22 protein-coding genes are annotated in these 23,003 nt (G+C 67.4%); 15 read left to right on the top strand and 7 right to left on the bottom strand.

The genetic code is table 11. From position 1 onward, the window contains the following. The first annotated feature begins 15 nt into the window (after positions 1–15). Genes era through AC1RRR_RS06630 form a run of 7 tightly spaced genes read left to right on the top strand, consistent with a single transcriptional unit; the run spans position 16 to position 8,324 of the window. On the top strand, positions 16–966 hold the full coding sequence (gene era, locus AC1RRR_RS06660) for a GTPase Era (RefSeq protein WP_492811537.1): 951 nt from the start codon (positions 16–18) through the stop codon (positions 964–966). Next, positions 959–1,828 (top strand): arylamine N-acetyltransferase family protein, encoded by an 870-nt coding sequence (locus tag AC1RRR_RS06655; RefSeq protein WP_492811535.1) that lies wholly within the window; start codon positions 959–961, stop codon positions 1,826–1,828. Before era ends, AC1RRR_RS06655 begins: the two co-directional genes overlap by 8 nt. Then, positions 1,825–2,562 (top strand): DNA repair protein RecO, encoded by a 738-nt coding sequence (gene recO, locus AC1RRR_RS06650; RefSeq protein ID WP_492811533.1) that lies wholly within the window; start codon positions 1,825–1,827, stop codon positions 2,560–2,562. The genes AC1RRR_RS06655 and recO overlap by 4 nt, the downstream gene beginning before the upstream one ends. Positions 2,563–2,597: 35 nt before the next feature. After that, a complete protein-coding gene (locus AC1RRR_RS06645; protein ID WP_492811532.1) occupies positions 2,598–2,939 on the top strand; it encodes a hypothetical protein in 342 nt (113 codons plus the stop codon). A gap of 58 nt (positions 2,940–2,997) precedes the next feature. Beyond that, the gene (locus AC1RRR_RS06640) at positions 2,998–4,590 is read left to right on the top strand and encodes an alkaline phosphatase D family protein (RefSeq protein ID WP_492811530.1); all 1,593 of its coding nucleotides are present in this window, start codon (positions 2,998–3,000) and stop codon (positions 4,588–4,590) included. Positions 4,591–4,650: 60 nt separating this feature from the next. Next, positions 4,651–6,927, top strand: a complete 2,277-nt coding sequence (gene parC / locus AC1RRR_RS06635; RefSeq protein WP_492811528.1) for a DNA topoisomerase IV subunit A — start codon at positions 4,651–4,653, stop codon at positions 6,925–6,927. Next, complete coding sequence (locus tag AC1RRR_RS06630; protein ID WP_492811526.1) at positions 6,924–8,324, top strand: serine hydrolase domain-containing protein; 1,401 nt, start codon at positions 6,924–6,926, stop codon at positions 8,322–8,324. Before parC ends, AC1RRR_RS06630 begins: the two co-directional genes overlap by 4 nt. A 182-nt stretch (positions 8,325–8,506) precedes the next feature. On the opposite strand, the gene AC1RRR_RS06625 is transcribed toward AC1RRR_RS06630, so the two are convergent. Then, positions 8,507–9,943, bottom strand: coding sequence for a hypothetical protein (locus tag AC1RRR_RS06625; RefSeq protein WP_492811524.1), 1,437 nt, complete (start codon positions 9,941–9,943; stop codon positions 8,507–8,509). A gap of 202 nt (positions 9,944–10,145) precedes the next feature. Between AC1RRR_RS06625 and AC1RRR_RS06620 the strand changes: the two genes are divergently transcribed. The 5 genes from AC1RRR_RS06620 to AC1RRR_RS06600 are packed head-to-tail and all read left to right on the top strand — an operon-like array spanning position 10,146 to position 15,030. Beyond that, positions 10,146–11,450 (top strand): serine hydrolase domain-containing protein, encoded by a 1,305-nt coding sequence (locus AC1RRR_RS06620; protein WP_492811522.1) that lies wholly within the window; start codon positions 10,146–10,148, stop codon positions 11,448–11,450. Positions 11,451–11,475: 25 nt separating this feature from the next. Continuing rightward, entirely contained in the window at positions 11,476–12,438 is a 963-nt protein-coding gene (locus AC1RRR_RS06615; protein WP_492811520.1) for a quinone oxidoreductase family protein, read from the top strand. Next, on the top strand, positions 12,435–13,370 hold the full coding sequence (locus tag AC1RRR_RS06610) for an NAD(P)H-dependent flavin oxidoreductase (RefSeq protein ID WP_492811518.1): 936 nt from the start codon (positions 12,435–12,437) through the stop codon (positions 13,368–13,370). Before AC1RRR_RS06615 ends, AC1RRR_RS06610 begins: the two co-directional genes overlap by 4 nt. Positions 13,371–13,381: 11 nt before the next feature. Then, positions 13,382–14,149, top strand: coding sequence for an SDR family NAD(P)-dependent oxidoreductase (locus tag AC1RRR_RS06605; protein WP_492811516.1), 768 nt, complete (start codon positions 13,382–13,384; stop codon positions 14,147–14,149). Between the two features lie 23 nt (positions 14,150–14,172). Beyond that, positions 14,173–15,030 (top strand): DUF4238 domain-containing protein, encoded by an 858-nt coding sequence (locus AC1RRR_RS06600; RefSeq protein WP_492811515.1) that lies wholly within the window; start codon positions 14,173–14,175, stop codon positions 15,028–15,030. Between the two features lie 11 nt (positions 15,031–15,041). Here the strand turns inward: AC1RRR_RS06600 and AC1RRR_RS06595 are convergent, their stop codons facing one another. Both AC1RRR_RS06595 and AC1RRR_RS06590 read right to left on the bottom strand, forming a co-directional pair. Next, the gene (locus AC1RRR_RS06595; RefSeq protein WP_492811513.1) at positions 15,042–15,884 is read right to left on the bottom strand and encodes an arginyltransferase; all 843 of its coding nucleotides are present in this window, start codon (positions 15,882–15,884) and stop codon (positions 15,042–15,044) included. Between the two features lie 119 nt (positions 15,885–16,003). Continuing rightward, positions 16,004–16,903, bottom strand: coding sequence for a flagellar motor protein MotB (locus AC1RRR_RS06590; RefSeq protein WP_492811512.1), 900 nt, complete (start codon positions 16,901–16,903; stop codon positions 16,004–16,006). 21 nt (positions 16,904–16,924) lie between these two features. On the opposite strand from AC1RRR_RS06590, the gene AC1RRR_RS06585 reads away from it, so the two are divergent. Beyond that, a complete protein-coding gene (locus AC1RRR_RS06585; RefSeq protein WP_492811784.1) occupies positions 16,925–17,872 on the top strand; it encodes an NAD(P)-dependent oxidoreductase in 948 nt (315 codons plus the stop codon). Here the strand turns inward: AC1RRR_RS06585 and bioD are convergent. Together bioD and bioF are read right to left on the bottom strand one after the other, a co-directional pair. Then, on the bottom strand, positions 17,861–18,517 hold the full coding sequence (gene bioD / locus AC1RRR_RS06580; RefSeq protein WP_492811510.1) for a dethiobiotin synthase: 657 nt from the start codon (positions 18,515–18,517) through the stop codon (positions 17,861–17,863). The genes AC1RRR_RS06585 and bioD overlap by 12 nt on opposite strands. Then, positions 18,514–19,656: an 8-amino-7-oxononanoate synthase gene (bioF, locus tag AC1RRR_RS06575; RefSeq protein WP_492811508.1), complete on the bottom strand. Its 1,143-nt coding sequence runs from the start codon at positions 19,654–19,656 to the stop codon at positions 18,514–18,516. The genes bioD and bioF overlap by 4 nt, the downstream gene beginning before the upstream one ends. Before the next feature lie 71 nt (positions 19,657–19,727). On the opposite strand from bioF, the gene AC1RRR_RS06570 reads away from it, so the two are divergent. After that, on the top strand, positions 19,728–20,990 hold the full coding sequence (locus AC1RRR_RS06570; protein ID WP_492811507.1) for an adenosylmethionine--8-amino-7-oxononanoate transaminase: 1,263 nt from the start codon (positions 19,728–19,730) through the stop codon (positions 20,988–20,990). A 32-nt stretch (positions 20,991–21,022) separates the two neighbouring features. Beyond that, positions 21,023–21,934 (top strand): DMT family transporter, encoded by a 912-nt coding sequence (locus AC1RRR_RS06565; RefSeq protein ID WP_492811505.1) that lies wholly within the window; start codon positions 21,023–21,025, stop codon positions 21,932–21,934. Here AC1RRR_RS06565 and AC1RRR_RS06560 read toward each other — a convergent pair. Continuing rightward, entirely contained in the window at positions 21,924–22,403 is a 480-nt protein-coding gene (locus tag AC1RRR_RS06560) for a hypothetical protein (protein ID WP_492811503.1), read from the bottom strand. The two genes, AC1RRR_RS06565 and AC1RRR_RS06560, sit on opposite strands and share 11 nt — an antisense overlap. A gap of 2 nt (positions 22,404–22,405) precedes the next feature. After that, on the bottom strand, positions 22,406–22,930 hold the full coding sequence (gene sodC, locus AC1RRR_RS06555; protein WP_492811501.1) for a superoxide dismutase[Cu-Zn]: 525 nt from the start codon (positions 22,928–22,930) through the stop codon (positions 22,406–22,408). Positions 22,931–23,003: the final 73 nt, after the last annotated feature.

Raw genomic sequence — 23,003 nt, 5'->3', positions numbered from 1 at the left:
CTACACGCACGCGCAATGACTGACACCACCTCCCAAACTAAGGCCGGGTTCGCGGCCATCATCGGCGCGCCGAACGCCGGCAAGTCCACCCTGGTCAACCGCATGGTCGGGGCCAAGGTCTCGATCGTGACCCAGAAGGTCCAGACCACCCGCTTCCCGGTGCGCGGCGTCGCCATCGAGGGCGACACCCAGATCGTGCTCGTCGACACCCCCGGGATCTTCAGCCCGCGCCGTCGCCTGGACCGCGCCATGGTCCGTTCGGCCTGGGCCGGCTCGGAAGACGCCGAGGCCACCGTCCACCTGGTCGACGTGCAGGCCGAACTGTCCAGCCGCGCCGACAAGGCAACGCCGGGCGAGTTCCGCTCGGCCCAGGACGTCCAGACCATCATCGAGGGCCTGAAGGCCGCCGATCGCAAGGTCATCCTGGCCCTGAACAAGATCGACGGCATCAAGCGCGACACCCTGCTGGCCGTGGCCAAGGACTTCTTCGACCAGGGCGTCTATTCGGACGTCTTCATGATCAGCGCCACCACCGGCGCGGGCGTCGAGGACCTGACCGCCAAGCTGGTGACCCTGATGCCGGAAGGCCCGTGGCTGTATCCGGAAGACCAGACCGCCGACCTGCCGGCCCGCCTGCTGGCCGCCGAGATCACCCGCGAGAAGGTCTATCTGCGCGTCCACGAAGAGCTGCCCTATGCGGCCAGCGTGGAGACGACGGCCTTCGAGGAACGCAAGGACGGCAGCGTTCGCATCGAGCAGACCATCTTCGTCGAGCGCGAGGGCCAGCGGGTCATCGTCATCGGCAAGGGCGGCCAGACCTTGAAATGGATCGGCCAGGCCTCACGTGAGGAGCTGTGCGACATCCTCGATCGCAAGGTTCACCTGTTCCTTCACGTGAAGGTCAAGGAGAACTGGGCCGAGGAGCGCGGTCTGTTCAGCGATATCGGACTGGATTTCGATGTTTGATGCGCCTGCGGTAGCCCCTTCGGTCGATCTGGACGCCTACTTCGGCCGCATCGGCTATGACGGCCCCCGCGAGCCGACGATGGCGACGCTGCGCGCCATCACGCTGAAGCACCCGGACCTGATCCCGTTCGAGAACCTCGACGTCCTGCTGGGGCGCGGGATCAGCATCGTCCCGGCCGACATCGACGCCAAGCTGATCGGCGCCGGGCGGGGCGGCTATTGCTACGAGCAGAACGGCCTTCTGAAGCGCGTGCTGGAGGCCTTGGGCTTCCAGGTCGAGGGCCTGATGGCCCGCGTGCAGTGGATGGCGCCGGAAGGCGCGCCGCCGCGTCCGCGCTCGCACCAGGTGCTGGGCGTGACCATCCCAGAGGAGTTTGGGGGCGAGACCTGGCTGGCCGACGCCGGCTTTGGCGGCTGCGTGCTGACCGCGCCGCTGCGCCTCTTCTCGGACGAGGTGCAGGACAGCCCGCACGGCAAGTTCCGGATCGTCGACGCCGAGACCGACGGCGTCGCCGAGCGCCAGGTCCAGGCCGACCTGTCGGGCCGCTGGGCGCCGCTGTACCAGGTGTCGAAGGGCGGCTGGGCGACGATCGACTACGAGCAGGCCAACTTTTTCACCTACACCCACCCCAGCTCGCACTTCACCTGGAGCATGACGGTGGGCCGCACGACGGCCAACGCCCGCTACGCCCTGAAGAACAACCGCTTCACCCATCGCGACCTGACCGGCGCGGTGGTCGAGCAGCGCGACCTGACCGTCGACGAGCTGGAAGCGGCCCTGCGCGACGTGATCGGCCTGCCGGTCGAGGCTGACTGGAAGCCGGTGCTGGAGAAGGTCGTGGCCTGGGGTACGCCCGCTTGACCACCGAATGGGAGGACGAAGCCTACGTCCTCTCGGCCCGCTCGCATGGCGAGACGGGGGCCATCGTCGAGCTGTTGACGGAAAGCCACGGCAAGTTCGTCGCCCACGTGGCCGGCGCGGCCTCGCGCCGGATGAAGCCCTTCCTGCAGCCGGGCGCGCGGGTCATCGCCCGCTATCGCGCCCGCGTCGCGGACCAGCTGGGCTCGGCCACCCTGGAGCCGATGGGCGAGGGGCCTTCCAGCCTGTTCGACGACAGCCTGGCGCTGGCGGGCCTGTCCTCCGCTGCTTCCGTCGCCGCCTTGGCCCTGCCGGAGCGCGAGGCCCATCCCGGAGCCTTCCACGCGCTGGAAGCCCTGATCCGTGTGCTGGAGATCCCCGAGATCTGGCCGGCTGTGTACGTCCGCTACGAAGCGGGCCTGCTGCAGGAGCTGGGTTTCGGCCTGGACCTCTCCAAGTGCGCCGCCACCGGCAGTTTCGACGACCTGGTCTATGTCAGCCCGCGCACCGGACGGGCGGTGAGCCGCGCGGCGGGCAAGCCGTATCACGACAAGCTCTTGCCGCTGCCGCCGTTCCTGCTGTCGGCCCAAGGCGGTTTGAGCGACGGTGACGTGAAGGCCGGCCTCGACATCACCGGTCACTTCCTGGAGCAGTTCGTGTTCGGCCCGCTGAACCGACCGCTGCCCGCGCCACGCATGTGGCTGCTGGATCGCCTGGCGGAGGCCGGCAGGTTGTAGCATCTTGCCGGCGCAACCGATCGGACGCGCCGGCCATGCCTCACTTCATCATCGTGTTTCTGTGGCTGGTGGGGTTGGTCGTTTGCGGCGTGATGGCGCTGTTCAAGCCGCTGCGTCGTCTGGCGATCCACTTCGCCCTCATGGGCACCTTCGCCGTGGTCCTGTCCTTTGTCCTGTCGCTGGCCTTGGGCATTGCCTTCGCGGCGCCGTTCAAGAGCACGGAGTTCGGCGGCTTGCTCTTCCTGGTCGGGTTCGCCGCGGGCTTTGGGCTGGGAGGACTGCTGGGGCTGATCCTTGGCCATTGGCTGGGCGAGAAGATCGCGCCGCTGGGTTTGTGGCGGCGGCTGCGCCAGGGTCTCGGCGACGCCGTGGTCTAGACGATAGAACCGTCACACTGCCGCGCTATCGGCGGAGCTTCAGTTTCGGAGTTCCGCCATGTCCGTCCTCGACCGCTACGCCCTCAGCCGTCGCCGCCTGCTGAACGTCTTCGGCGCCTCGGCGATCACCGCCCTGGCGATCCCGCTGGAGAGCGGCAAGGCGCTCGCTCAAGTCGCGTTCCGGACCTATCCGTTCCAGCTGGGCGTGGCCTCGGGCGACCCATCGCCGGACGGCTTCGTGATCTGGACCCGCCTGGCGCCCGAGCCGTTCGAGATCGGCTACGGCATGCCGATGGCCCCCGTCGCGGTCGAGTGGGAAGTCGGCGACAGCGCCAATATGCGCACCATCGTCGCCAAGGGGGTGACGATCGCTCCGCCGGAACTGGGCCACGCCGTCCACGTCGAGGTCGGCGGCCTGCAGCCGGGCCGCGACTACTGGTACCGCTTCACCGTCGGAAAGGAGCGCAGCCTGACCGGTCGCGCCCGCACCACGCCGGCCCTGGGCGCGGCCCTGGACCGCGTCCGCTTCGCCGTCGCCGGCTGCCAGGCCTATGAGGCTGGCTACTACACGGCCTATCGCCGCCTGGCCGAGGACAATCCCGACTTCGTCTTCTGCTACGGCGACTACATCTACGAAGGGCGCGGCAACCGCACCTACAACGGCGGCGCCAATGGCCCGACCGAGAATGTCCGCCAGCACTTCGGCAGCGAGATCTACGCGCTGGACGACTACCGCCGCCGTTACGCCCAGTACAAGATGGACACCGACCTGCAGGCCGCCCACGCCGCCGCGCCGTGGTTCACCGTCTGGGACGATCACGAGACCGACAACAACTGGGTCGGCGACCGGGATCAGGACGGCACCGATCCCAAGCTGTTCAACCTGCGCCGCCAGGCCGCCGTGCAGGCCTATTACGAAAACATGCCGCTGCGGGCCTCGAGCTTCCCGGCTGGCGCATCCATGCAGATCTACCGCCGCGCCGCCTATGGCCAGCTGCTGAACCTCAACCTGCTGGACACCCGCCAGTTCCGCACCGACCAGCCCTGCGGCGACAAGTACGCGGCGTCCTGCGCCGAGATTGGCGATCTCAAGGCCGAGGTCGTCGGCGCGGCCCAGGAGAAGTGGCTGATGGAGGGCCTGACGGGCTCGAAGTCGACCTGGAACGTCATCGCCCAGCAGATCATGATGATGGATCTCGATCGCGACGCCGCTCCGGGCGTGCAGGTCAATCCGGACTCGTGGGCTGGGTACCGCATTCCACGCGGTCGCCTGCTGCAGAAGATGAAGGACGCCAAGGTCGCCAACGCCGTTGTCCTGACCGGCGACGAGCACCAGAACTTCGCCGGCGACCTGTGGGTGGACGGCGCCAAGCACGAGGGGGCGCCGATCGCCTCGGAATTCGTGATCACCTCGATCACGTCGGGCGGCGACGGCGTCGATCAGCGCGCCGACATGGCCAAGGTCCAGGCCGGCAACCCGCAGCTGAAGTTCAACAACAGCCAGCGCGGCTACGCGATCTGCGACGTGACGCCCAAGGCCTTCGTCACCGAGTTCAAGGTGCTGGACGCCGTCTCCCGTCGCGACGGCAAGCTGTCGACCCGCGCCAAATGGGCGCTGGAAGCCGGAAAACCGGGGATCGTTCAGGCCTAAGCGCTCGAATCAGCGGGGGGATTCCTGCTAGACTCCTGACCCGGAGTACGAATCCCCTCGATGAACAAATCTGTCCTGCCCCCCGGCGGTCCCGACGACGGTGATCGCATCCTCGACGAGCCGCTGACGGAAGCCCTGTCGCGGCGCTATCTGGCCTATGCGCTGTCGACCATCGGCTCGCGGGCGCTGCCCGACGTGCGCGATGGTCTCAAGCCCGTGCACCGTCGCGTCCTGTACGCGATGAGCAACATGCGCCTGAACCCCGAGGCCGCCGCGCGCAAGTGCGCCAAGGTGGTCGGCGAGGTCATGGGTAACTTCCACCCGCACGGTGACCAGTCGATCTATGACGCCCTGGTGCGTCTGGCCCAGGACTTCTCCCAGCGCGTGCCGCTGGTCGAGGGGCAGGGCAACTTCGGCAATATCGACGGCGATAACGCTGCGGCCATGCGTTACACCGAGTGCAAGATGACAGAAGCGGCGACGCTTCTGTTGGACGGCATCGACGAGGACGCGGTCGACTTCCGCCCGACCTATGACGGCCAGGACGAGGAGCCGGTGGTCCTGCCGTCGGGCTTCCCGAACCTGTTGGCCAACGGCTCGTCGGGCATCGCGGTCGGCATGGCCACCTCGATCCCGCCGCACAACGCCGCCGAGCTGATCGACGCCTGCCAGCTGCTGCTGACCAATCCCGACGCCACGACCGAACAGCTGATGGAGAAGGTGCCGGGTCCGGACTTCCCGACCGGCGGCGTCATCGTCGAACCGCGCGCCAGCATTCTCGAGACCTACGAGACCGGTCGCGGCGGCGTGCGCATCCGCGCCAAGTGGGAAAAGGAAGACACCGGTCGCGGCACCTACCAGATCGTCGTCACCGAGATCCCGTACCAGGTGAAGAAGTCCGATCTGGTCGAGCAACTGGCCGATCTGATCGACAGCAAGAAGGCCGCCCTGCTGGGCGACGTCCGCGACGAGAGCGCCGAGGACATCCGCCTGGTGCTCGAGCCCAAGTCCAAGAACGTCGAGCCCGAAGTGCTGATGGAGAGCCTGTTCAAGCTCTCGGCGCTGGAGAGCCGCTTCCCGGTCAATATCAACGTGCTGGACGCGCGGGGTACTCCCGGTGTGATGGGCATCAAGCAGGCCCTGATGGCCTTCCTGGCTCACCGCCGCGAAGTGCTGACCCGCCGGGCCCGTCACCGCCTGGCCAAGATCGAAGCCCGTCTGCATATCCTGGACGGCCTGCTGATTGCCTATCTGAACCTCGACGAGGTCATTCGGATCGTCCGCTACGAGGACAAGCCGAAGGAAAAGCTGATCGAGACCTTCGGGCTCTCGGACATCCAGGCCGACGCCATCCTCAACACCCGCCTGCGCCAACTGGCCAAGCTGGAAGAGATGGAGATCCGCCGCGAGCACGCCGAGCTGGTCGAAGAACGCGACAAGATCCTCGCGATGCTGGCCAGCGACGAGAAGCAGTGGAAGCTGGTGGGCGTGGGCCTGGCCGAGGTCCGCGCGACCCTGCTGAAGATCAAGCACCCCTGGGACAAGACTCGTCCGACCGGCGTCAACGGCCGCTCGATCTTCGCCGATGCGCCGATCGTCGACGCCGACGCCGCCATCGAGGCGATGATCGTCCGTGAACCGATCACCATCATCCTGTCGGAACGCGGCTGGATCCGCGCCGCCAAGGGCAAGATCGACGATCCGTCCGAGCTGAAGTTCAAGGAAGGCGACAAGCTGGGCTTCCTGGTCCCGGCCGAGACCACCGACAAGCTGCTGATCTTCTCCAGCGACGGCCGCTTCTTCACGCTGGGCTGTGACAAGCTGCCCAGCGCGCGCGGCCATGGCGAGCCGGTGCGGATGATGATCGAGCTGGACGACAAGGTGAAGATCATCGACGTCTTCCCGTTCAAGGCCGGCCGCAAACGCATTCTGGCCTCGAAGCTGGGCTACGGCTTCCTGATGCCCGAGGAAGAAGCGCTCGCGAACCGCAAGGCCGGCAAGCAGGTCCTGACCGTCGACGCCGCCGGCGCCGCCTTCTGCCTGGAAGCCGTGGGCGACCAGTTCGCGGTGATCGGCGACAACGGCAAGATCCTGATCTTCCCGCTGGAAGAGCTGCCCGAAATGCCGCGCGGCAAGGGCGTCAAGCTGCAGGCCTACCGTGAGGGCGGCCTGCGCGACGGCCTGTCGTTCAACGCCGAGACCGGGGCCTACTGGATCGACACCGCCGGCCGCCGCCGCGATTGGGCGGAGTGGAAGGAATGGGTCGGCCGTCGCGCCGGGGCTGGCAAGCTGGTTCCCAAGGGCTTCGCGACCAACAAGCGGTTCAAGCCGAAATGATGAGTGGACGGCTGCGTCGTCGCGCGCTGCGCCTCCTGGCCAGCGTGTTCGGCTGCGCGGCCGTCGCCGCGACTCCGGCCTTGGCCCTGCCCAAGGCCAAGCCGGAGGACTTAGGGTTCTCGTCCGAGCGCCTGAAGAAGCTGGACGAGCACATGCAGGCGATGGTCACCAATGGCCAGGTCGCCGGCGGCGTGACCCTGCTGGCCCGCCACGGCCGCGTCGTCCACGCCAAGGCCTTCGGCAAGCGGGCTCTGAACGGCGAGCCGATGCCGTTCGACGCCATCTTCCGCATCCGCTCGGAGACCAAGCCGGTCACCGGCGTGGCGATGATGATCCTGTACGAGCAGGGCCTGTGGAAGCTGGACGACCCGATCAGCCTGTACGTGCCCGAGTTCGCCAATCTGCGCATCGCCACCGGCGTCGACGCGGCCGGCCAGCCGATCCTGGCCCCGATCACCCGCCCGCCGACCATGCGCGAGCTGATGACCCACACGGCCGGCTTCGCCTATGGCCTGGCCGATGATCCTAACAGCCCGGCCGATCAGGCTTACTACCGGGCCGGGGTGCTGCAGTCTTCGTCGCTGACCGACCTGGTGCAGAAGGTCTCGGGCCTACCGATGTTCTCGGAGCCCGGCCAGCTGTGGCGCTACAGCGTGGCGGCCGACATCCAGGGCTATATCGTCGAGAAGCTGTCGGGCGAGGCCCTGCCGATCTTCATGGAAGAGCACATCTTCAGCCCCCTGAAGATGAAGGACACGGCCTTCTACGTGCCCGAGCAGAAGCAGGGGCGCCTGGCGGCCCTGTATGACGGCGACCCGGCCACCGGCCAGCTGGTCCCGGCCGTCGAGGGCGCCTGGCGCGACGTCAGCAAGCCGCCGGCCGCGCCGCTGGGCGGGGGCGGGCTGGTCTCGACGACCGACGACTTCGCACGTTTCGCCCAGATGATCCTGAACAAGGGCCAGCTGGGCGGCGTGCGGATCCTCAAGCCCGAGTCCGTGGCCCTGATGACCCAGAACCACCTGCCGCCAGGCTTCGTGGTCACCACCAACGGCACGACCGGGGTCCTCAAGCCTGGCCCCAAGCCGTTCCCGTTCGCCGCCGGCATGGGCTACGGCCTGGACATGGCCGTGGCCGTCGACCCGGCCGCCTCGGGCGCGCCGGTGGGGCCGGGGACCGTGAGCTGGGGCGGCAGCGCCGGCACCTGGTTCTGGATCGACCCCGTCAACGACCTGTTCTTCGTCGGTATGATCCAGCGCCTGGGGGGCGTTGGACCTGGCCTGGACGCGCAGTCGCGGAGCCTGGTGTACCAGGCGATCGAGCGGCCGCTGGTCGTGCCGGCGCCGCCGGGGCAGCAACCGGCCAAGCCGCCAACGGTGAAGACGACCGCGGCACGGTAAACTCAAATACCTGTCATCCCGGCCGCAGCGAAGCGAAGAGCCGGGACCGCGGAAAGCTCGGCGCTTCCGGCGGTCCCGGATCGGCGCGCTGCGCGCTTGTCCGGGATGACAGTTTTAAACGAAAAAGCTCCCCCCGCGGTGGGCGAGGGGAGCTCCGTCACGGTCCTAGAAGGGCTGAAGTTCTAGGCCGCGAACAGGATGTCACCGACGCCCACGCCCTTGCCGACGGTGAGGCCGGTGACGCCGGCCAGCTTGATCAGGCCATCGCCCGCATCCAGCCCCGCCGTGGCGTTGTTGTGGAAGATGTAGGTGTCGCCGTTCCACTCGAAGACGGTGTTGCTGTTGGCGGCGGTCTGGCCGGCATAGGCGGTCAGGGCGTCGTCGAAGGTGGCGGTGGCGATGAAGTAGAGCTGCTTCTTCTCGCCCGGACCGACCACGCCGGCGAAGCTGAGCAGGTCGAAGCCCTTCTGGAAGTCCTGGATCACGGCGATGTCGGTCGCCTTGCCGCCGACCAGGTGCATGGCCGCGAACGAGCCGATGTCGACATTGTCGTAGCCGGAGCCGGTGATGATCTTGCCGTCGAACTTCTCCAGGAAGATCGAGTCGTTGCCGGTTCCGGTGTCGATCAGGCCGCGCATGACGCCGTTGTCGACCCGCACGACGTCGTTGCCGCCCGCGGTGCGGATGTGCCTGCCCGCGTCCAGGCCGCCGATGTCGGAGATCACCGGCTTGATCACGTCGTTGCCGTCGCTGGCCAGGACGTGGGTGTTGTCGTCCGGCTCCTGGTTGAAGGCGTCGACGTTCCAGTCGTGGGCGAAGCTGGCCTTTTCGCCGGGCAGGCCGGGGTCGGACGGGCCGCCGGCGGCGTAGTCGCCGCCCTTGCCGTACAGGGAGTAGAAGGCGTTCACGGGCGTGGCCTTGCCGTCCAGGCCGATGTCGGCAAGGTAGGCCTTCATGGCCTCGGCATAAGGACCTTGGCCGATCTTGACCGCCTCGGCCATCAGCCAGCCGATCATGGCCGCGCGGGTGCCGATGCCGAACGAGCCGTCGCCGCCGATCGCCTCGAAATAGGCGAAGCGGCCATAGGTCCCGCCTTTGCCGTCGGGCACCGGCTCGGCGAAGATGGCCAGGACCTCGTCCAGCGTCTTCTCGACCCCGAACAGCTTCAGATAGGCCTTCTGGAAGGTGTTGATGGGCGAGGCGTTTTCGCCGTAGGCGGCCGAGAACTCGTCCTTGGCCTCACCGAACTTCACCAGGTTGAGGGCGAAATTGATGAAGCGGTTCTCCAGGCTGAATTGGGCGTAGTAGGCGCTGTTCAGGTTGTTGGGATTGCCGCCCGTCGCCGAGACCAGATAGTCCAGCCCGCTCGAGCCCAGGGTCACGTCGGCCAGGAAGCCGTACGACATCACCGCCACCTCGGTGGTGGTCTTAGCGCTGCCCTGGATCCAGTCGACCGCGCTGGCATAGGTCCAGGTGTCGCCGGCCATGCCGTTGCGCGCCGCGTCGATGCCCTGGGCCATCAGCGTCAGCTGGGTCCACGCGTTGGCGGGCAGGTCCGAATTGCCCGGCAGGCGGTGCACGTTGCGATAGATCGAGACCAGGTTGTCGATCGTGGCCATAGGTGGGTCATCCCCGATTTATTTCGTAATCCCTCGTGCAGTAAAAAATATACATGAACGCCGTTCGATCAACCCGGCTTCACATTAAAAGACCTTAACGTGAGACGAGCTGGCGCGCGTACGCGCTGGTCGCAGAAAAAGCGGGTTTCATCGCGGGAAGGCGCGCTCTAAGGTCCCTCAAACATCTGTTCGGGAGGGCGTGTTGGCGTTTCGTAGAGTGATCGCGGCCGTGCTGGCCGCGACTTTGATGACGGGCGGCGCATCCGCCGCCTATGCCGCTGCTCCCGCGTCGATCGTGGCCGCCGCGCCCGACAGCGTCGGCTTCTCGGCCGAGGGCCTGAAGAAGCTGGACGCCCACATGCAGGGCCTGGTCGACACCGGTCACCTGCCGGGCGTCACCACCATGCTGGTCCGCCACGGCAAGGTCGTGAACTACGAGGTCCACGGCAAGAAGGGCTTCGACGGCCCGCCGATGACCAAGGACACCGTCTTCCGCATCTACTCCCAGACCAAGCCGGTCACGGGCGTGGCCATGATGATCCTCTTCGAAGAGGGCAAGTGGAAGCTGGACGACCCGGTCAGCAAGTACGTGCCGGAGTTCGCATCCTTGCGGGTCTTCAAGGGCGTCAATGCCGACGGCTCGTTCGACACCGTGCCGGCCGACCGTCCGCCGACCATGCGCGAGCTGATGAGCCACTCGGGCGGCTTCGCCTATGGCCTCGTTCAGGACAACCCGATCGACAAGGCCTATGCGGAGAAGGTGCTGGGCGCCAAGTCGCGTCCGGAGTTCGTGCAGAACATCGCCGCCCTGCCGCTGATCGCCCAGCCGGGCACGCGGTGGAAGTACAGCATCTCGGTCGATATCCAGGGCCTGATCATCGAGAAGCTGACCGGCATGTCGCTGGGCGACTTCATGGCCAAGCGCATCTTCGAGCCGCTGAAGATGACCGACACCGGCTTCTGGCTGCCGGCCAGCAAGATGGACCGCCTGGCCTCGCTGTATCTATGGGGGCCCAAGCAGAACAAGTTGATCCCGGCCGAGGGCTTCATGGTCCTGGACATCACCAAGCCGCCGGCCATGGCCTCGGGCGGCGGCGGCCTGGTCTCGACCAATGCCGACTACGCCCGCTTCGCCCAGATGCTGCTGAACGGCGGCGAGCTGGACGGCAAGCGCATCCTCAAGCCCGAGACCGTCAAGCTGATGCGCACCAATGCCCTCAGCGACACGATCATGAGCTCTGATCCGTCGTTCAACACGGCCAAGGGCAAGGGTTTCGGCCTCGACTTCGCGGTGGTGCTCGATAGCGCTAAGGCCGGGCCATACGGCGAGGGGACCTACAGCTGGGGCGGCGCGGCCGGCACCTGGTTCTGGATCGACCCCAAGAACGACCTCTTCTTCCTGGGCATGATCCACATCCTCAACAAGCAGGGCGACCCGGCGATCAAGGACATCGACGATGACAGCGCCAAGCTGGTCTACGACGCGCTGATCGACCCTTCGAAATAACAAGAACAAGTCTGGGAGGAACGCCATGAAGGCCGCCGTCTATTACGAGACCGGGGCGCCGGACGTCTTTCGTTACGAGGACGTCGCCGATCCCGTCCTCCATCCACAGGGCGTGATCATCCGCGTCGAGGCGGTCAGCATCGAGGGCGGCGACACCCTCAATCGCGGTGGCGGCCAGATGGCGGGCAGCCCGCACATCGTCGGCTACCAGGCCGCCGGCGAGATCGTCGAGGTCGGAGCCGAGGTCTCCCACCTCAAGGTTGGGCAGAAGGTCGTCACCGTGAACGCCTTCGGCTCGCACGCCGAACTGCGCGCGGTGCCGGCCCGCAACGCCTGGCCGATTCCGGACGGCTTCGACATCCACAAGGCCTCGGCCATCCCGGTGCCGTTCGGCACGGCGCACGAGTGCCTGTTCGGCGCGGGCCGCCTGAAGGCTGGCGAAACCGTGCTGGTCCAGGCCGGGGCAGGGGCCGTGGGCCTGGCCGCCATCCAGCTGGCCAAGCAGGCCGGCGCGACGGTGATCGCCTCGGCCTCCAGCGACGAGCGGCTGGAGCGTCTGAAGGCGTTCGGCATGGATCACGGGATCAACTACGGCCGCGACGATCTGGTCGAGCAGGTCATGAAGCTGACCGGCGGCAAGGGCGTCGACCTGGTGGTCGATCCGGTCGGCGGCGCGACCCTGCAGGGCAGCCTCGGCGCCCTGGGCTATCGCGGCCGTATCTCGCTGGTCGGCAATGCCGGGCGCGAGCCGATGAAGGTCGACGTCTCGTCGCTGATGGGCGGCAACCGCTCGCTGACCGGGGTCTTCTTGGGCGCCGAGATCATGACCGACCGCGTGCACGACATGATCCAGGAGATGATCGACCGCGCCGCCAAGGGCGAGCTGGAAGTGGTGATCGACAAGACCTTCCCGCTGTCCGACGCGGCGGGCGCCCACGCCTATATCGAGAGCCGCCAGGCCGTGGGCCGGGTGCTGCTGATCCCATGAGCAACCGCGTCCTAGCGCACACCGGCGCCAAGTACCCGATCATCCAGGCGCCCATGGGCTGGATCGCCCGTTATCCGCTGGCCTCGGCGGTGTCGCGCGCCGGCGGCCTCGGCATCATCGAGACCTCGTCCGGCGAGACCGAAAACTGCAAGGCCGAGATCACCAAGATGGCGGCCAGCGGCCTGCCGTTCGGGGTGAACCTGCCGATCCTGTTCCTGCGCGACGACGCCATGCTGCGCTTCGTCTGCGAGAGCGGGGTCAAGTTCGTGACCACCTCGGCCGGCAGCCCCGCCAAGTTCGTCGGTCCGCTGAAGGAGGCCGGCATCGTCGTCTACCACGCGGTGCCCACCGTCGATGCGGCGGTCAAATGTGTCGACGCCGGCGTCGATGGCCTGGTGGTCGAGGGCGCCGAAGGCGGCGGCTTCAAGAACCCCGAGGAGGTCTCGACCCTCGTCCTGCTGCAGGCGATCCGGGCCAAGGTCGACGTGCCGATCGTCGCCGCCGGCGGCATCTGCGACGGACGCGGCATGGCGGCGGCCTTCGCCCTGGGCGCGGAAGCGATCCAGATGGGCACCCGCTTCGTCAGCTCGGCCGAGAGCCCGGTGCACGCCAACTACAAGGCCGCGATCACGGGCGCGAAAGAGACCGGCACCTGGGTGCTGAACAAGAAGGCCAGCCCCTGCATCCGGGCCATCAAGTCCGAACTGACCAAGGACATCCACGACGCCGGCGTCATGCCGCCCGACGTGCTGAAGAACATTCTCGACGTCTATTTCGGCGGCGACATGGAGGCCGCGCCCGCGCTGGCCGGCCAGACCGTTGGCCTGATCGACGAGGTCAAGACCGCCCAGCAGATCATCGACGAGACCGTCGCCCAGTTCCACGCCATCACCGGACGCCTCGGCGCCCTGGCCGCCACGCGCGGCTTCTAGGAGTTCCCACCATGCAAGACCTGTTTTCCCTCGAAGGCCGCGTGGCCCTGGTCACCGGCGGCTCGCGCGGCATTGGCGCGATGATCACCAAGGGCTTCCTCGTCTACGGCGCCAAGCGCGTCTACATCACCGCCCGCAAGGCCGCCGCCTGCGACGCCGCCGCCGAGGAACTCAGCCAATACGGCGAGTGCGTCTCGCTGCCGGGCGACATCTCGACCATGGAAGGCATCGAGGGCCTGGCCAAGCGGATCGCCGAACGCGAGGACAAGCTCGACATCCTCGTGAACAACGCCGGCGCCGCCTGGGGTGCGGCCTTCGACGAGTTCCCCGAAAGCGGCTGGGACAAGACCGTCGACCTCAACATGAAGACGCCGTTCTTCCTCACCCAGGCCCTGATCGGTCAGCTGCGCGCGGCCGGCCAGGATCGGGTGGCCAAGGTCATCAACATCGCCTCGATCGACGGCCAGTCGGTGGCGCGGGAAGAGACCTATCCCTACGGCGCGTCCAAGGCCGGCCTGCTGCACATGACCAAGCGCATGGCCCTGCGCCTGGCCCCCGACAACATCGCCGTCAGCTGCATCGCCCCCGGCGCCTTCGCCTCGGACATGAACAAGGTCGCCCGCGACCACGCCGACGCGGTGTCCAAGGCCATCCCGGCCGGCCGCATCGGCTCGGAAGAGGACATGGCCGGCGCGGCCATCTACCTGGCCTCGCGGGCAGGGGACTACGTGATGGGCGGCGCGGTGACGGTCGACGGCGGGGTGAGCTTCGCGCGGTAGGCAGGAAGAGATATACCGGCGGCATGGGCAAAGCTAACCCGCCGAGCAAACACCACTATCTCCCAGAGTTTTACACTCGCCAGTGGACAGATGGCTCTGGCGAGATGGTGCGCTATTCGAAGGTCTATGCTGACCGTTTTGAAGCCCGAAGGGTAACGCCTGGCGCTATTGGTTTCGAGCGCGACCTGTACCGTATCCCTGGGGTGCCTTATGAGGTCGCCCAGGATATTGAGAGTAGATGCCTATCTGGGGTCGATAATTCCGCAGCCGAAGTGATGGCGACGTTGCTGTCTGGGCAAATACCAGCAGATACCCGGCGACGTAGTGCATGGGCGAGATTTTTGATGTCCTTCTGGTACCGGGCTCCAGAGGATCTCTTTGCCTATAAGGAGTCTTTTCGAATTCTCGCTGAGAACGAATTCGATCATTTGTCTTGGGCTGAAAATGAACAAGAGCAAATGCTCTTGAAGAACCTTCCTCAGCGGATTGATAGTCCACGGCTGGGGGAGGTCTTGATCAACATGATCTGGATCGTCATGGATGTAAAAGGGGCGAGCAGGACGCTTCTAACATCTGATGTGCCGGTATTGAGAAGCAATGGGCTGGCTCCCCCTGAGGGAAATTACGCCATCCCAATTTCTCCATCCAAGATTTTCCTCGCGTCTTGGCCAGGAGCTTCTCTCGACAACTTTCTGAAAATCTCTGCCAATCGCGCCGTGAAAATTGCCAACGAGATGACTGTCAAACGAGCGAGACGGTTTGTTCTGGCTCGTGACTACTCGCAGGGCGGCTTTGTGCAACGCCATTTCGGAACGGAACGAGTGCCAAGCCCTCTAGAAAGTGTCTTGAGGGACTATCAGGCCGCTTCGATGAAGCTATAGGGAATAGCCCTCTACCCCAGATCCTCGATATCCGCCGGCTCCGCATCGCTCAGCGGCAGATCACACGGATCCTTGGCGCCGCCGCGCATGCTGCTGGGAGGCCTCGCCCCCCGTTCGCGGGCGGACATCAGCGACCAGCCGCCGGGCTTGAGGATCTCCAGCGGCGAGAAGCGTGCCTTGTAGGCCATCTTCTCGCTGCCCGGGACCCAATAGCCCAGATAGACGTAGGGCAGGGCGCCCTGCTGGGCCTGGACGATGTGGTCCAGGATGATGAACGAGCCCAGGCTGCGGCGCGGCAGGTCGGGATTGTAGAAGCTGTAGACCAGCGACAGGCCGTCGGCGAGCACGTCGACCAGCACGCAGGCGATCAGGTCGCCCGGGCCGCCGTCCAGCGACTTCTTGCGGTATTCCAAAAGGTGGGTGCGGACCGCGGTGTCCTCGACCATGGCCACGTAGTCGGGCCAGGTCATCTCGGCCATGCCGCCGTCGGCGTGGCGGGCCAGCAGGTAGCGGCGCAGCAGCTCGAACTGCTCCAGCGTGGCCTCGGCCTCGACCAGGTGGCGTTCCAGGTCGTCGTTGCGGTTCAGGACCTTGCGCTCCGAGCGCGACAGCACGTACTCGGCGGCCGGCGCGCGGGCTGACTGGCAGGCGCGGCAGGTCTCGCAGGCGGGGCGGTAGGCGATGTTCTGGGAGCGACGGAAGCCGACCTGGGTCAGGCTGTCATTGACGGTCGGGCCATCGGACAGCGGCAGGTGGGCGAACACCTTGCGTTCCTCGCGACCAGGGAGGTACGGGCAAGGCGTGGGCGCCGTCAGAAAGAACCGAAGCTGCCGCGTCGGAAAATGCTGCGTCACTGTCGCCCTGTCCCCTTCAACTGATGCTCAGCCCTGAACGAGATTAGGGGGCATTGCGTTCAGTTGCGCAAGCTTCGCTGCGCACGCACGCGGCGAACGGTCACAGGTTGACGGCTCTACTAGAGATTATCCGGCAGAACGGGCTTTTCGCGCAACAGGACGATCGAGATCCGGCGGTTGCCAGCCAGGGTCGGATCGTCGGCATACAGCGGCTCGGAATTGGCCTTGCCCGACACCTGATAGATGCGGTCGTCGTCGACCCCGGCGCTGCGCAGCACGATGCGCGAGGCGTCGGCGCGCTGGGCCGACAGGGCCCAGTCGCCGTCCTGCTTCTTGCCATAGGCGTTGGCGCTGGTGTGGCCCGAGATGGTCACGCGGTTGGGCAGCTGGTTGATCACCTTGGCCACGGCGCGCAGCAGGATCTTGGCGCGGTCGTTCGGTTCCTTGGAGTTTTCCTTGAACATCGAGCGGCCTTCCTGGTCGACCAGCTGGATGCGCAGGCCTTCCGGAGTCTGGTCGATCATGATCTGCTTCGACAGTTCGGCCAGTTCGGGCATGTCCTGCAGCGATTGGCGCAGCGACTGGGCGGCCGAGGCGAAGGCGTCCTGTTCCTTCTTGGCCAGGGCGTCGCGCAGGGCCTGCTCGCTGGCGGAGTCCAGGTTGGCGGTGGTGGTGCTCTGGCCGTCCTTATTGACGTTGTCGGGCGCTTCCGGGGCCATCTGCTGGATGACCGACATCTTGCCGTCGGCCTTGGCGCCGTCGTCGCCCAGCGAAGTGCCGCCCAGGATGCCGCCCGAGCCGCTGGTGGTCGACGAGATCGAGGCGGGCGCGAAGTAGTCGGCGATGCCTTGCTTTTGTTCCGGGCTGGTCGTGTTCAGCAGCCACATCAGCAGGAAGAAGGCCATCATGGCCGTCACGAAGTCGGCATAGGCGACCTTCCACGCGCCACCGTGGTGACCGTGTCCGCCGCCTTTCTTCACCTTCTTGATGATGATCGGCTGTTCGCTGTTGACCGCCATCGTGCTTAAGCCCGCTTAACCATAGGGTCGGAACCTGCCCGAAGGTCGTTAAGATGGGGTTGCCGAAGCCGTCGCCGGGCGCGTAATCCGGGCTTTCCAAGAGGGAGCAGTGGCATGAAGACGGCGTTTATCGGCCTGGGCGTGATGGGCTTTCCGATGGCGGGCCACCTGAAGGCCGCCGGCCACGAGGTCGCCGTCTACAACCGCACTGCCGAAAAGGCCCGGAAATGGGCCGAAAAGCACGGTGGGCAGGCTTTCGAGACGATTGCGCAGGCCGTGGCGGGCGCGGAAGTCGTGCTGTTGTGCGTCGGCAACGACGCCGACGTCCGCGACGTCGTGGCGCAGGCGCTTCCGGCGCTGGCGGAGGGCGCGACCGTCGTCGACCACACCACCACCTCGGCCACCGTGGCGCGGGACATGGCCGCGCTGCTGGGCGAGAAGGGGCACGCCTTCGTCGACGCCCCGGTCTCGGGCGGCCAGGCAGGCGCCGAGAACGGCCAGCTGACCATCATGGTCGGGGCCGAGCAGGCTTCTTACGACCGCGTGCTGCCGGTCATCGACGTCTACGCCAAGGCCGTGCGCCGCATGGGCGAGGTCGGCGCGGGCCAGCTGACCAAGATGTGCAACCAGATCGCCATCGCCGGCGTCGTCCAGGGCGTGGCCGAGGCGCTGCACTTCGCCAAGCGCGCCGGCCTGCCGACCGACGACGTCCTGGCCGCCATCTCCAAAGGCGCGGCCCAGTCGTGGCAGATGGAAAACCGCTGGCCGACCATGGCCCAGGGCAAGTTCGACTTCGGCTTCGCGGTCGACTGGATGCGCAAGGACCTGGGCATCGCGCTGGAGGAGGCGGGCCGCAATGGCGCCAATCTCGAGAGCACGGCGCTGATCGACCAGTTTTATGCCGAGGTCCAGGCGATGGGCGGCAACCGTTGGGACACGTCCAGCCTGGTGGCGCGGCTAGAGAAGTAGGGCTGCGAGTTCCGCTGCGTCCCAGTCCGCGTCTCTAGGCGCGACGACGATCGGCGTCTGGCGTTCGAAGACGCACAGCATGTCCACGGTCTGAGCTAGGTCTGGCGCGTCGAGGCTCTCGCTGACGACGATCGCCGCGACGGTGAGGCCGCGCGCGCGGACGACTTCCAGCGCGGTCAGCAGGTGACTGGCGGTGCCCAGATAGCTGCCGGCGACCAGCAGGACGGGGAGGCTGAGGGCGACCATCAGGTCCAGGTTCGTCGCGTCGTCGGTCATCGGCGACATCACCCCGCCAGCGCCTTCGACCAGGGCGAGGTCGACGTCGCGGCTTTCCAGCCAGGTGCGGCAGTCGGCGACAAGGTCGGCCATGGCCAGGGTCTCGCCCTCCAGCCGAGCAGCGAGGTTCGGGGCCAACGGCGCGCGGTAGCGGCGGGGGGAGATTTCGGGCCAAGCGTCGGGACGACCCATGGCGGAGGCGAGGCGGGCGGGGTCGCTGGTTTCCGGTTCGGCGGGATCGAAGCCGCTGACCACGGGCTTGAAGGCGTCGACGGTCAGGCCCTTGGCCCGCGCGGCGCGGAGCAGGGCGCAGGCGATGTGGGTCTTGCCCAGGTCGGTGCCGGTCCCGGCGACAAAGAGGCTTTTCATCGCAGCGCCGCCACGGCGTCGGCCAGGCAGATCACGTCGGCGTCGGCGTGCTCGGCGCTGAAGGCCACACGCAGGCGGGCGGTGCCTTCGGGCACGGTCGGCGGGCGGATGGCGACGACCAGGAAGCCCTGCGCCTCCAGCGCGGCCGAGGCGGCCAGCGCGGTGTCGGCGTCGCCCATGATCACCGGCACGATCGGGCTCTGCGCATCCGGCAGGCCTAGGCGATGGGTGAACAGGCGGGCCTTGGCCAGCGGCTGCTCGGTAAAGGCCGGATCAGCCTCGATCAGGTCCAGCGACGCCAGGGCGGCGGCGGCCGAGGCGGGCGGCAGGCCGGTAGCGTAGACCAGGGTGCGGGCGCGGGTCTTCAAGAGGTCGATCACCGCCTGCGAGCCGCACAGATAGCCGCCGTACGAGCCCAGCGCCTTGGACAGGGTGCCCATCTGCAGCGGGATCCTGGCGTCCGGGAACAGGGCGGCCGAGCCTCGGCCCTCTGCCAAAACCCCGACCCCGTGGGCGTCGTCGCTGAGCAGCCAGGCGTCGTGCGCCTCGCAGAGCGCCGACAGCCGGTCCAGCGGAGCGATATCGCCGTCCATCGAGAACACGCCATCGGTGGCGACCAGGGCGCGGCGGGCCTGGGGACGCTCCGCCTTCAGCAGGCGCTCCAGATCGGCGACGTCGTTGTGGGCGAAGCGGATGATCTTGGCGCCCGACAGCTGCGCGCCGGCCCAGATGCAGGCGTGGGCCAGGGCGTCCACGAAGACCGCGTCGCCGGGCCCGACCAAGGTGGGGATGACACCGGTATTGGCCAGATAGCCCGAGCCGAACACGCAGGCGGCCTCGGTTCCTTTCAGGCGCGCCAAGCGCTTTTCCAGGTCGCTGAGCAGCGGGTGGTCGCCGGTGACCAGGCGTGAGGCCGCCGCGCCCGCGCCGTAGTTCAACGCCGCTTCCGCCGCCGCCGCGCGGACCAGGTGATGCTGCGACAGGCCCAGATAGTCGTTGCACGAGAACGAGATCAGCCGCTTGCCGTCGCGCTCGACCACGGCGCCGTCGTGACGGCGGGTGGGTTTGAGGCGCCGGCGCAGGCTCTTGGCGTCCAGGGCGGCCAGCTTCTCGCCAGCGAAGGCGTCGAGGCTCTGCATGTCGTTTCCCTTTGCCGTGGCTGGTGGGCGGGAATAGGCAAGGCGCCCCGAGTCCGCAAACGGAAAGCGTCATGACCCAACCCGACTGGCTCACCGCTGGCGCGCCGCATGTCTGGCGTCCGTACTGCCAGATGAAGACCGCGCGGCCGCCGCTGCCGGTGGTGGCGACCAAGGGCTCGCGGCTGGTGCTGGCCGACGGGCGCGAGCTGGTCGACGGCCTGGCCTCGTGGTGGACGGCCTGCCACGGCTACAATCACCCGCACATCGCCGAGGCGCTGCGGGCGCAGATCGAGACCATGCCGCACGTGATGTTCGGCGGCCTGGCGCACGAGCCGGCCTATCGGTTGGCGGCGCGGCTGGCGGGGCTGCTGCCGGGCGAGCTGGATCACGTGTTCTTCGCCGAGAGCGGTTCGGTCTCGGTCGAGATCGCCATGAAGATGGCGCTGCAGTTCCAGATCAATCGAGGGATCAAGGGACGGACCAAGTTCCTGGCCTTCCGGGGCGGCTATCACGGCGACACCCTGGCGACGATGACGATCTGCGACCCGGAGGAGGGCATGCACAGCCTGTTCGCCGGCGTCATGCCCGACCAGGTGATCGCCGACCTGCCGCGTGACGCCGACAGCGAGGCGGCGCTCGACAAGCTGCTGGGCGAGCGCGGTCACGAGATCGCGGCGATCCTGGTCGAGCCGCTGGTCCAGGGCGCGGGCGGCATGCTGCTGCATCCGCCGGAGGTGCTGCGCACCCTGCGCCGCCTGGCCGACAAGCACGGCGTGCTGCTGGTGTTCGACGAGATCTTCACCGGCTTTGGCCGCACTGGGACCCTGTTCGCCATGCAGGCGGCGGGGATCGAGCCCGACATCGTCACCCTGTCCAAGGCCCTGACCGGCGGGACCCTGCCACTGTCGGCGGCGGTGGCCTCGCGCGAGGTGTTCGAGGCCTTCTGGTCCGACGATGCGGGCGCGGCCCTGATGCACGGCCCTACCTACATGGCCAATCCGCTGGCCTGCGCGGCGGCCAACGCCTCGCTGGACCTGTTCGAGGGTGGGGGCTGGGCCAAGGACGTGGCGCGGGTGTCGGCGGCGTTGGCGCAGGGGCTGGAGCCGTGCCGGGCGGGGCAGGGCGTGGTCGATGTCCGGACCCTGGGCGCGATCGGCGTCGTCGAGTTCGAAGCGCCCGTGGCCGTGGGCGATCTCTGCGCCCGCTTCGCCGAGCTAGGCGCCTGGATCCGGCCGATGGGCAAGGTGGTCTATCTGACCCCGGCTTTCACGACGCCGGATGCGGATCTCGATCTGTTGACCTCCGCCGTCCGCAAGGTCGTCGGCGTGAATTGATTTTCCAGGCGAGGGGTGGTCCAAGCACGGCCATGTCCTCCAAGTCGTCTCCGCTTACGGTCGTGGAATATCTCGCCATCCTGGCGATCATCCTGACCTGGGGGATCAACAACGCCGCCGCCAAGGTGGCGACGGCCTATCTGCCGCCGATGCTGATGGGCGGCCTGCGGTTCGCCTCGGCCCTGGCCTTCCTGTTCCCGTTCGTGCGGCCGCCGTTCCCCGAGCCCAAGAAGCTGCTGACCATCGTGCTGCTGACCGGGCCGATCCATTTCGGCGTGATCTATGTCGCCTTCAGCATGGCCGACGCCCTGAGCCCGCTGGTCGTGGCCAGCCAGCTGTGGATCCCGTTCACGGCCATCTTCGCCTGGCGGATGCTGGGCGAGACCATGCGCTTGCCGGCGGTGGTCGGCCTGGGGATCGCCTTCCTGGGCGTGGCCTGGATGAGCCTGGACCCGCATGCGGCCGGCGACCTGCCGGCCATCCTGCTGATCGTCTTCGCCGGCGCCTGCTGGGCCGTGGCCACGGTGCTGGTGCGCAAGACGCCGGGCATCAAGCCGCTGAAGATGCAGGGCATGACCGCCCTGGTCGCCGCGCCGACCCTGCTGGCGATGTCGTTCCTGTTCGAGCACGACCAGGCCGCCAAGATGCAGGCCGCGCCGCCGATCGCCTGGCTGTGCGTGCTGTTCGCCGGCGTGGTCTCGACCATCGGCGCCAGCGCCTTGCTGTTCTGGCTGGTCCAGAATCGCGAGCCCGGGCGGGTGACGCCTTACTTCCTGCTGACGCCGCTGGTGTCGTGCACGATCGGCATCCTGTTCCTGGGCGACAAGCTGACCGCCCAGCTGCTGATCGGCGGCGGCGCGACCATGGTCGGCGTGGCGCTGGTGGCCCTGACCGAGAAGCGGGCCAAGGCGGCCGAGGCGGTGGTGGAGACGGCTAACCCTTAGTCGGCGGGCACTGCGCCGCCGGCTCACGGCTCAGCAGGTTCGGTGTCGCCGCGACTTCGCTCTGTTCGCCGTCGTCGGCATAGACGCCCGTCAGCAACTTGCCGCTGAGGCCCGGCGGCTGGCCGTGGGTGCGGATCAGGAAGAGCCCTTCGAGGTCGTCCAGATGTTCGACGCCGACAAACCCCGCGCCGACGGTCGCATAGCCTTTGATCGCGGCGCCCGAGGCGTCGATGATCCAGCCGGGCGGCTTCTTGCAGACCGAGACGATCTCGGCCCCGGTCAGTGTCAGCTCGAAGGACTGGAGGTTCTGGTTGGCGTCCGCCGGCTTCCAGGCCAGCGAAACGAGCTCCGTCGACGGCGGAGCTGGAGGCTTCGGAGGCGGCTTGGCCTCCTTGGTCCCCTTGGAGTCATGACAGGCGGCCGTCGCGGCCAGCAGAACAGCGAGAAGCGACAGCCGCCAGGTGCGCATGACTACTTGATCACCCCGCAGGCGGCGCGGGCGCCGGCGCCGCCGATCGGCTGGGTCTTGTGGTCGTCGGGGCTGGCGTGAACGACGATGGCGCTGCCGTCGGCGTCCAGCAGGGCGGGGCGGCCGCCGGCGCCCTTCAGCGACACCAGGGTCGAATAGACCTCGGCCGTGGCCGCGCCGTCGGCGCCGGCGAAGACGTTGGGCAGGTCGCCGCTGTCATTGGAGTCCGTGTTCAGCAGGCCGTGCACGGTCGTGGCGGCGGTGTGGACGTGGGCGCCGGCCGACTTGAAGTCCGGCGCGCCGCAGTCGCCCTTCTCGTGGAAGTGGATGGCGTGCCAGCCCGGCGTCAGGCTTTTCAGCTCCAGCTTCAGCAGCACGCCGTGCGGCGCTTCGGTAGCGGTCACCACGCCGGCGTCCTTGCCGTCACCGGTCTTGACCACGGCGGTCGCGGTGGTCTGGGCCAGGGCAGGAGAGGCGGCGATCAAGGCGGCAAGGCTCAGGGCAGTCGCGATGGGGAGGCTACGCATGCGTTATTCCTTCTGAATCAACCGGAGGCTGGGGTTCCTGCGCCGGTGAAGGTGGCGCCGCCGTCCTTGAAAT

The organism is Caulobacter sp. GW821-FHT12D05 (assembly GCF_058807295.1).
The sequence above is the reverse complement of the archived record's forward strand: the minus strand, read 5'-3'. Positions and strand labels throughout refer to the sequence as shown.